The 9,509-nt window shown below is 44.3% G+C and carries 9 protein-coding genes; 7 read left to right on the top strand and 2 right to left on the bottom strand.

Features of this window, described 5'->3' with window-relative positions:
• Positions 1-197: 197 nt before the first annotated feature.
• The 7 genes from DBT_RS10035 to DBT_RS10005 are packed head-to-tail and all read left to right on the top strand — an operon-like array spanning position 198 to position 7,559.
• A complete protein-coding gene (locus tag DBT_RS10035) occupies positions 198-1,046 on the top strand; it encodes a damage-control phosphatase ARMT1 family protein (protein ID WP_067620014.1) in 849 nt (282 codons plus the stop codon).
• 32 nt (positions 1,047-1,078) lie between these two features.
• Positions 1,079-1,663 carry an RlmE family RNA methyltransferase gene (locus tag DBT_RS10030; RefSeq protein WP_067620011.1) on the top strand — a complete coding sequence of 195 codons (585 nt, stop codon included), beginning with the start codon at positions 1,079-1,081 and terminating at the stop codon, positions 1,661-1,663.
• On the top strand, positions 1,656-2,540 hold the full coding sequence (locus tag DBT_RS10025; protein WP_067620008.1) for a phosphoribosylaminoimidazolesuccinocarboxamide synthase: 885 nt from the start codon (positions 1,656-1,658) through the stop codon (positions 2,538-2,540). The genes DBT_RS10030 and DBT_RS10025 overlap by 8 nt, the downstream gene beginning before the upstream one ends.
• Positions 2,537-3,172, top strand: coding sequence for a thermonuclease family protein (locus tag DBT_RS10020; protein ID WP_067620005.1), 636 nt, complete (start codon positions 2,537-2,539; stop codon positions 3,170-3,172). Before DBT_RS10025 ends, DBT_RS10020 begins: the two co-directional genes overlap by 4 nt.
• A 21-nt stretch (positions 3,173-3,193) precedes the next feature.
• Complete coding sequence (locus tag DBT_RS10015) at positions 3,194-5,932, top strand: bifunctional acetate--CoA ligase family protein/GNAT family N-acetyltransferase (protein ID WP_083186761.1); 2,739 nt, start codon at positions 3,194-3,196, stop codon at positions 5,930-5,932.
• Entirely contained in the window at positions 5,933-6,898 is a 966-nt protein-coding gene (locus DBT_RS10010; RefSeq protein ID WP_083186760.1) for a histone deacetylase family protein, read from the top strand.
• A 16-nt stretch (positions 6,899-6,914) separates the two neighbouring features.
• On the top strand, positions 6,915-7,559 hold the full coding sequence (locus tag DBT_RS10005) for a CBS domain-containing protein (protein WP_067619999.1): 645 nt from the start codon (positions 6,915-6,917) through the stop codon (positions 7,557-7,559).
• Between the two features lie 41 nt (positions 7,560-7,600).
• Here the strand turns inward: DBT_RS10005 and DBT_RS10000 are convergent, their stop codons facing one another.
• Both DBT_RS10000 and DBT_RS09995 read right to left on the bottom strand, forming a co-directional pair.
• Positions 7,601-8,632: an Lcl C-terminal domain-containing protein gene (locus DBT_RS10000; protein ID WP_067619996.1), complete on the bottom strand. Its 1,032-nt coding sequence runs from the start codon at positions 8,630-8,632 to the stop codon at positions 7,601-7,603.
• Positions 8,622-9,500: a nucleotidyltransferase family protein gene (locus tag DBT_RS09995; RefSeq protein WP_067619993.1), complete on the bottom strand. Its 879-nt coding sequence runs from the start codon at positions 9,498-9,500 to the stop codon at positions 8,622-8,624. Before DBT_RS09995 ends, DBT_RS10000 begins: the two co-directional genes overlap by 11 nt.
• Between the last annotated feature and the right edge of the window lie 9 nt (positions 9,501-9,509).

Here is a 9,509-nt window from a genome sequence, read left to right as displayed (position 1 = left end):
CCCAAACTCATGTTATGTTCAATATACTCCTATTTTATGAACGCATTAGCTAAGGCTGTGGGTTTTGGAAATACGAGCTTGCCCCTAAATGGCCCAATGCTTAAACTAGGCTCAAAAAGTGTCAATAGGATAGGACCACAAAGGTATGTGGCCTAAAGAAATCTTAGGATGAGTTCATTAATAGTGACGAGGTACAAATGAAGACTCATTTTGATTGTTTTCCCTGCTTTATTAAACAGACTTCACGTACAGGTAAACTCCTAGAATTGACTGATGATAAAATTTGGCTTCTAATTAGAAACGCCCTAAGCGTATTGTCCGATATGGATGTATCATGGCCTCCGCCAAAGAATGCCGTGGCCATTTATGATATGATTTCAGATTTCTTAGGGACTGAGGATCCATTTAGTTCAATAAAGGACAGGAGTACCAAGGAGGTATTGAAACTCTATCCTCTTTTGGAGGAACGAATCAAAACTCATGCCGATCCCCTTGAGGCAGCGATTAGATTGGCTGTATGCGGCAATGTGATTGATTACGGAACTTCAAGTGATTTTAACCTGCTGGATGAATTGGACAGGATTTTTAATGTTGATTTTTATAAATGGGAGTATGATGAATTCAAGGATCGATTGAATAGGGCCGATTGGGTACTTTACATCGGAGACAACAGTGGTGAGTCTGTATTTGATAGACTCCTAATAGAGGAGCTTGCACGTCCAGTAAAATTTGTGGTAAGAGGCGGTCCCATAATAAATGATGTCACTTATAAAGACGCCATTGACGCAGGGATTCACAAGGTTGCAACCATTGTGTCGTCAGGCTGTAGGGTCCCTGGCATTGACTTTGAATGGTGTTCAGAGGAATTTTTGAAATTGTATCATGAGGCACCAATGATAATAAGTAAGGGACAGGGAAACTTTGAGACCCTTTCAGATGAAAAGAGAGAGATATTTTTTCTCTTCAAGATAAAGTGTGATGTGGTTGCCAGGCATTTAGACTGTCCGCTCGGAAGCATGTTCATGGGAAGGGTCCAATCTAACTGATTGGCTGATGCTATTTTTGATGAGGGAATCAAGTGAAAAAGGTAAGGGATCACTATTTTAACAAGGCAAAACAAGAAGGCTTTCCTGCAAGATCCGTCTATAAGCTCAAAGAAGCACAGAGGCGATTTAAGCTCTTGTCCTCTGGTATGAAGGTCCTAGACCTCGGAGCAAGTCCGGGTTCATGGACAAAGTTTGCAGCATCCGTAGTGGGGAGGAATGGAAAGGTAATTGCAATAGATCTGCATCCCTTGAAGGTTGATCTACCAAATGTTACACGCCTCACAGCAGATTGTAGAGAGATTTCACCAAATGAAATCCTTGAAAAATATGGATATTTTGATTGTGTACTCAGCGATATGGCCCCAAAGACAACAGGAAGAAAGGATGTAGATCATTATCGTTCTGTGGAGCTTGCCACTACAGCACTGGAGATTGCAAAGGTAGTCTTGAAGGAAAATGGCCGCCTTTTTTTGAAAATCTTCCAGGGGGCAGACTTTGCAGCCTTTAGAAAAGAGTGTATGGCTGCGTTTAAGAAGGTTCGTGTCTTTAAACCAAAGAGCTCAAGGCCAGAGAGCGTAGAGATTTTTATATATATGGAGGGATTAAAGCATGAGTAATGCAGTATTTGAGACAAATATCGAAGGGCTAAAATTGAAATCGAGGGGCAAAGTCAGAGATATTTATGAAGTGGACGATGACACACTTCTCATAGTGGCTACAGACAGGATATCTGCATTTGACGTAATTATCCCTACCCCCATTCCAGGAAAGGGAAAGGTCTTGACCCAGATGTCTTTGTTCTGGTTTGAAAAATTCAAGGACCTGGTAAAGAACCACGTGTTGGAAAGTGACCCCTCAAACTACCCTGAGCCAGCTAGATCCCACGCTGCCATACTAAAAGACAGGAGTATGCTTGTTAAAAAGGCAAAGCCGCTACCTGTTGAATGCATTGTGCGTGGTTATATAACCGGATCAGGATGGAAAGATTATAAAAGGACCGGTAAGATTTGTGGAATATCCCTTCCAGAGGGACTGATCGAGTCGCAGGAGCTTGCTACTCCCATATTTACTCCATCTACCAAGGGAGAGGTAGGCGAACACGATGAAAATATCTCCTTTGAAAAGGTAGTGGACCTAGTTGGGGAAGATGTGGCCCAGAAGATACGGGATCTTAGCCTGAGGCTTTACATTGAGGCCAGAGACTATGCTAAAGAGCGAGGCGTGATCATTGCAGATACAAAGTTTGAATTTGGGATCATAGACGGAGAGGTGACACTGATAGACGAGGTGCTCACCCCTGATTCCTCTCGATTTTGGCCCTTGGATGGCTATGAGCCAGGTAGGTCACAGCCAAGCTTTGACAAGCAGTTCGTGAGAGATTATCTGGAATCCATCAAATGGGACAAGACGCCACCTGCACCAGAGCTTCCAGATGACATTGTGGAAAAGACTATGGCCAGATACAATGAAGCACTTGAGCGGTTGACCGCATGAAAAGGCAATATCCTGTCCTCTTTTTAGTACTGTTCCTGGCGATCTTTACAGTTGGAACCGGGTGTAATCTCTGGGCCGGGAATGCATATGTAAAATACGTCATAGATGGTGATACCATTGTATTGAGCAATGGAGAGAAGGTGCGCTATCTTGGGATCAATGCCCCTGAGATCCCTCATGATGACCAAAAAGGTGAGCCATACGGGATTGCCGCTAAAAAACGCAACAGGGCACTAGTCCAGGGCAGGGTGGTACGCCTTGAGTATGGCCCTAGAAAGAGAGACAGGTTTGGAAGGCTTTTGGCATATGTCTTTTTAAAAGACGGTACCCTTGTAAATGAAGTTCTCGTGAGGGAGGGGCTTGCTTTTGTATGCCTCTTTCAAAAAGACATACCATACAAAGACAGGCTCCTCTCTGCGCAACGCCATGCTATAATAAATAAGATTGGGCTTTGGTCCCTTTCCCCCAGAAGGCCTGAGCCATATTATATAGGTAATAGGAAGAGCCTTAGGTTTCACAGACCATGGTGCCCCTATGGGCGAAGGACATGGCGTGAAAACAAGGTGATATTTAAGACTCGAGAGCAGGCCTTTTTAAAAGGATATTGCAGGTGCAAAAAGTGCCTGCCGTAGAAGAGGCAAAAGAGAATAGTCTTGAGTGTTAAATCTCTTCAGTACCTATTTTCACCGAGCACCATTGCCGTCCTTGGGGTGAACCCAGCCCCTGAGGCCAATTCTCCTGGTAATGTACTTATCAAAAATCTCCTTTCTACAGGCTTTAGGGGAGTTATTTTCCCTATATCCAGAGAATGTGAATCAATTTCAGGGCTTTTGACATATCCATCCCTAAAGAGTCTTCCTAAGAAGGTAGATCTTGCAGTACTTTGCGGCGAACCTGAAGAGGTACTCGAGGATCTTGATACGTGTGGAAAAATGGGGGTGAAGTCTGCCCTCATACTGGCAAACGACTTCAGACACAAGGTAAAAGACCCTGAGAAATATATCCAGACTGTTCAGAGTGCATCATATAGGTACGGTATTAGGTGTCTGGGGCCAAATTCAACGGGCTTTATACGACCAAGACATTCCGTACATGTAAGTACCACAAGGCCTGCTTTGAAACCTGGTAAGCTGGCATTTTTGAGTGAGAGTGCCACCTTTGCCTCAGCAATTCTCGATTACGCCATAAGCAAACACGTAGGGCTAAGCGCATTCTTCTCCATAGGTAGCCAGGCAGACGTTGATTTTGGTGATATATTGGACTTTTTGGCAATGGACCCAGACACAAAGGCAGTGGTGATGCACGTTGAGGCCATCCGGGATGGAAGAAAGTTTGTAAGCGCAGCAAGGGCACTCTCCAGGGCAAAACCAATAGTAGTGGTAAAGGGTGGAAGATACCAGGCTTCCAGCCGTTATTCGCATACACATGCAGGAATGCTTGCAGGAGAAGATTCAGTATATGACGCCGTATTTTCCAGGGCAGGTATAGTAAGGGTAGAGGATGCCCTAGAGCTCTTTCATGTAACAGAGGCCCTTTCAAAACAGCCTTCTCCTACTGGTAATCGCCTTTTGATCATTACAAATGCAGGTGGGCCTGCAATTTTGGCTACTGATACACTGATCCAGTACGGTGGAAGGCTTTGTGAGTTGAGTGAAAGCACCATCAATAGATTAGATAATCTACTTCCTAAATATTGGTCTCGCAAAAATCCTGTAGACTGCCTTTCTGATGCCTCGCCCGAACTCCTCAGGCAGGTATTTGAGGTATGCATGGAAGAACATGAAAAGGACGCAATCCTGGTGATTTTGACCCCCCAGTTTGCCACAAGACCAAAGGAGACAGCAGAGCATCTGGTAAAGCTTTCCCGAAAGGCCAAATCATCTCAGATTTTGGCATGTTGGATGGGAACAGGAGACATGGAAAAGGCCAGAAATTTTCTCAATAAAAATGGCATACCAACCTTCGTTACTCCTGAACAGGCAGTTAAGAGCTTTATTTATACGTTTAGACATAGCTATAACCTCAGCCTGTTACATGAGACCCCATCCAACATCCTGGAAGATTTTATGCCTGACTTAGAAGGGGTCGAAGCAATCTTCAATCGGGTCCTTTCAGAAGGACGTCGCATTCTTACAGAAAGGGAATCAAAACTCGTACTCTCTTATTATGGAATAGAGTCTCCACCGATTTTCCTCGTCAGAGACAAGGAAGAGCTGAGAGAGATCTCCAATAAGGTGGAATTCCCAGTCGGCCTTAAGATCGACTCTCCGGATATCACCCATAAGGCACGCATAGGAGGAATTAGACTCCATGTTGGCAAGGACGAGATAGAAGATGCATTTGACTGGATAATCAAAAACGTCAGAGACAATAGGCCTGATGCAAGGATTATGGGGATAACTGTCCAGCCAATGATTTATTGGGATGGTCATGAAATAGCCATTGGGGCAAAAAAGGATGCGACCTTTGGGACATGTGTGCTTTTCGGGACTGGTGGCCGGCTGTTTGAGACACTAAAGGACTATTCAGTAGGCCTTCCACCTCTGAATCAGACGCTTGCCCGACGTTTAATGGAGCAGACCAAGATATATCAATATTTAGCCCATCGGGCATATCCAAGGCCCTCTATAAAACTCCTTGAGCAGACCCTCATCAGGTTTTCACAATTATTGGTGGATTTTCCCCAGATCCAGGAGATCGACATCAATCCATTCTATATTGGGGAAAAGAGAGGGGTCTGCCTAGATGCTAGGATTGTCCTGGATGAAGGCCTTGGAAAGAGGATATTTATGGCCACAGGGCCCTGTTGTCCCTCAAATCTTGTCATATGTCCGTATCCCTGCCATTTCATAGACGATGCAAAGATGAAGGATGGGACTCCTTTTTTGATTAGGCCTATTAAGCCAGAAGATGAACCAAAGATGTATGAGCTCTTCGAGACATTTTCTCCTGAGACCATCCTCATGAGGTTTTTCCAGCCCATATCAGAGATTCCACATGAACAAATGGTGAGATATTGTCAGATAGATTATGACAGGGAAATAGCACTTGTTGCCACTGTTAATGAGGGGGAAAAGGAGCGTTTCATTGGCGTTGGGAGACTGACTATACTGCCGGACAGGGAATCTAGTGAATTTGCAGTGGTTGTTGGTGATCCATGGCAGGGAAAGGGAGTGGGTAAAATACTAATGAAGAGGTGTTTAGAGATTGCAAGGAGTCAAGGTGTGAGGATGGTTTACATGGATATCCTAAGGGACAATTTTAAGATGAGGTCCCTTGCAGAGAGTTTTGGTTTCAAAAAGAGTGAAGTTCAGGACGAGTTGATCAGGTACTCCCTTGATCTTGTTGATAGCCCTTTAAGAGGTCGAAGGTCAAAAAAGAGGAGGAATTAATTGGCAAAATTTGATGATATCTTCTTGATAACACACGAAAAATGTCTATTGCACCAGACTCATATAGATCACCCTGAATCACCAGAAAGATTGAAAGTCATATTGAAAAGGCTAAAAGAGAGCATTTTGGGCCCCTCTCTAAAGATCGTAAAGGCAGACAAAGCCAAGAGGGAATACCTGAAATTGGTTCATAGTGATGAATATCTTTTTAGATTTGAGGAGACCTGTCTATCTGGAAAGGAGTTTTTCGGTCATCCTGACAATTCCGTATCCTACGATACATTTGAAGCATCTCTATATGCCGTTGGGGCATGTCTCAAAGGGGTAGATCTAATCGAGGCAGGTGAGGCAAAATACGTATTTTGCTGCGTCAGACCCCCTGGACACCATGCAGAGGCGGAGATTCCACTAGGCTTTTGTTTCCTCAACAATGTTGCAATTACGGCTCGCTACTGGCAGTCGGTTTATGGTAGGGAAAAAATTGCGATTATAGACTGGGATGCCCATCATGGTAACGGCATTGAGGGAGTTTTTTTAGAGGACCCAACTGTGTTATACATAAGCATTCATGAGCACCCCACTTTCAGTTTTCCTGGTACTGGTTACAGCGAGGACCGGGGTGAAGGACAGGGGAGGGGGGCTACATTGAACATACCTCTTCCTCCTGGGGCTGGAGAAAATGAGGTAATGGAAATCCTTAAGGAAGAGGTAAATATTGCACTTGAGTCCTTTAATCCTCAGGTGATCATAATAGCTGCAGGTTTTGACGGACATGAAATGGACGACATGTCAGGGCTTTCATATCCCACAAGGGTTTACGGAAACCTCGGCATAGCTGCAAGACTCTGGGCAGATAAGTATTGTGGGGGCAGACTATTGACTATCCTTGAAGGTGGCTATCATCTTGAGGCTCTGTCAGCCTCTTGTGAGAGGTATCTTGGAGGATTGGCACTAAGGGCTCAATAAGGAGGACCAATTTATAATGTACATCAGATACCACATGACTTCAGATCCCATTTCTATCAGACCTGATACAACCATAGGACAGGCCAGAGACATACTCAAGGCACACAATTTCAGGCACCTGCCAGTAGTAGACGACGGAAGACACCTAATAGGGATGGTAACTGACAGAGATATTCGATCGGCATACCCCTCATCTGTTGCATCCAGTGGTTATCAAGATGGCCTCCTCGAAGAAGTGGGAAATACAAAGGTGGAGACCATTATGAGTAGGGATCTTTGTACCCTTGGTCCATCTTCAACATTAGATGACGCGTTGTTGCTATTCGAACATCATAAGGTTGGGGCCATACCAGTGATAGACAGAGAGGGGAAGCTTGTGGGCATATTTTCGATACGGGACCTCATAGAGGCATATGGCAGTATATTTGGGCTTGGAGACAAGGGCTCTACGCTAATCGAGATAGAAGATGATGGCTCTCCTTTTGTCATGAAGACCCTCGTGGATGTGTTGTTTAAAAAGGGGATCGACTTTACCAGGCTTGTTAGATTGAGGGAAAAAGGGGTCATTTTTGTGAGAGTCAATACCTTTAATATAAGGTCATTATTGAATGCATTGAAGGCATCAGGTCTTAGGCCATTAGTACCAATAAAGCAAATATAGCCCTATTGAGAACCCCAGGCCAAGAAACTAATATGAGGCCCTCATCCTCCCCTTACTGCCCAGACAGAAAATCCCTTTACATCTTTTTTGCCCACCCCAGTGGCACCTTTCCCTAGGTAAAGGGCCCAGGCCCAATCAGTTTCATAGAAGCTTGTGGTAGAAGACCAGTAAACCTCTTGAAGGTCCTCAAAGAGATGGCCTTTTGGCAATGCTGGAAATGCCTGGGAGCAATCTACTAGGGATTCAAGTTCATTAATATTGGGAAGTCTCCAGTCATTTTTTGAACCATAGGAATTTTTATTCAGTTCAGCGATTAAATAGAGGGCCTCCTCCCATATGACTGTCTCTTTAGAGAGATTTGCGTCTTTTGTCCAGGTAAGGCCTGTAAGTCTATCCAAAACACTTACGTCGTCTACGACTTTAAATCTCCCTTCTGAAAGCCAGCCTCCAATATTGAACTCGCCATCCTGACCGCTTCCATTACAAAGTATCCTTTCTCCCTTTTCATCAAAACAATCCCCCTGACCTGTGGCCAAAAGTACGCCTTTTTCTCTGCCAGTGACTGGCCAGAACATTGCATATTGGTCCTTCCTTCCATAAAACATCCTGGCCCCTTCCATATGGATCCACCAAGCATACTGGGGAAGACCAGCAAAGGTAGTGGAGGTCCAATACCATCCATTGAAGACGTCTTTAAATGGGTGGTCCTTGGGGAGAGATGGATTTTTGGCACCGAGGTCTAGGAGACTCCTTAGCTCTCTCCTGTTTGGGAGTCGCCATGATGAAAATCCAAGGGCATTCTTCGAATTCATCTCTCTTATGTAGTCAATGGCCTCGGTCCATGATACAGGAAAGCCGTATAGGTTGGCGTTAGTAGTCCATATGAGGCCAGTCAAAAGATCAATAACGACCTCGCCTTTTTTTTCAAAACGGGGTTTGGGCCAAAGAACTCCCTTTTTAAATTCCCCATCCTGTCCGCTCCCCTCACATGGAATTGGTTTACCATAGCCGTTATAGCATCCAGTGAGCCCAGTCCAAAGTGGTTTAATTTGTTTAAAGAGTTTATCCTCCATTAAGGACTCCATATGGGGTGAGTACCATGTCTTTGAAACTAGTGGTTGTTTTTATTTCTGTACCTGGCCATACCACGCATCTACAAAGGGTTGTATGGGCAGGAATTTTTACATCTTCGTCTACCCAGGCCCAGTCTATTACCTTTAAGTCTTGATGGAGTGTGGGGGGAGTGATCCCTTTGAAATTTAAAAACAGTTCGTGTGCCTTAAGATAGCCCTTTGGAGTGCCAAGGTCTTGCCAGAAGAAGTTCTTAAAGATCTTTTCTCCTTGGAGGTAACGGACTGCCTTGCCTGACTTAATGGCCTCTTTCAGGATATCTACGCTTGAAAAAGGGTAACGATTCGGACACATAGAAAGGAATTCAGGGCTTATTACGGAGATGCCAGTAAAACAAAGACATGCTTCTCTGTAGCCGGTATTGATTCCTATAACCTTTTCATCATCAACTTTTATGGAATTTAAGGGGCCAAAATCTGTTAGAAGTAAAGTGGCAAAGGCATTATTGCCTTTATGATAGTCCATTAGTACTTCGTAAGGGAAGTTTGTGACTACATCTGAATTTACAACGAGGATGGGGGAGGAGAAATTTAAAAAACGGCTCGCATTTTTTATTCCCCCCCCTGTGCCGAGGAGTTCATCTTCTTCTGATATAACGCAATCTGGATGATTTGATACGATGTATTCCTTGATTTTTTCTTTTAAATGAAAGGCATTTATTACAATATGTTGGAATCCTGATCTGTTTAAGTCGTCAATGATCCTTCCAAGGTTAGGTCTGCCTGCTATTGGGAAGAGTGGCTTGGGGACATGGTACGTTATTGGTCTGAGTCTTGTCCCAAGTCCTGCAGCAAGGCATATGGCCTGCACCTTATTATT

This window comes from Dissulfuribacter thermophilus, from assembly GCF_001687335.1.
Lineage (GTDB): Bacteria > Desulfobacterota > Dissulfuribacteria > Dissulfuribacterales > Dissulfuribacteraceae > Dissulfuribacter > Dissulfuribacter thermophilus.
The sequence above is the reverse complement of the archived record's forward strand: the minus strand, read 5'-3'. Positions and strand labels throughout refer to the sequence as shown.

Bases quoted from the DNA above. Each gene is read 5' to 3' on its own strand.
- DBT_RS10035 (WP_067620014.1), top strand. From the start codon at position 198: ATGAAGACTCATTTTGATTGTTTTCCCTGCTTTATTAAACAGACTTCA.
- DBT_RS10025 (WP_067620008.1), top strand. From the start codon at position 1,656: ATGAGTAATGCAGTATTTGAGACAAATATCGAAGGGCTAAAATTGAAA.
- DBT_RS10020 (WP_067620005.1), top strand. From the start codon at position 2,537: ATGAAAAGGCAATATCCTGTCCTCTTTTTAGTACTGTTCCTGGCGATC.
- DBT_RS10005 (WP_067619999.1), top strand. From the start codon at position 6,915: ATGTACATCAGATACCACATGACTTCAGATCCCATTTCTATCAGACCT.
- DBT_RS10000 (WP_067619996.1), bottom strand. From the start codon at position 8,632: ATGGAGGATAAACTCTTTAAACAAATTAAACCACTTTGGACTGGGCTC.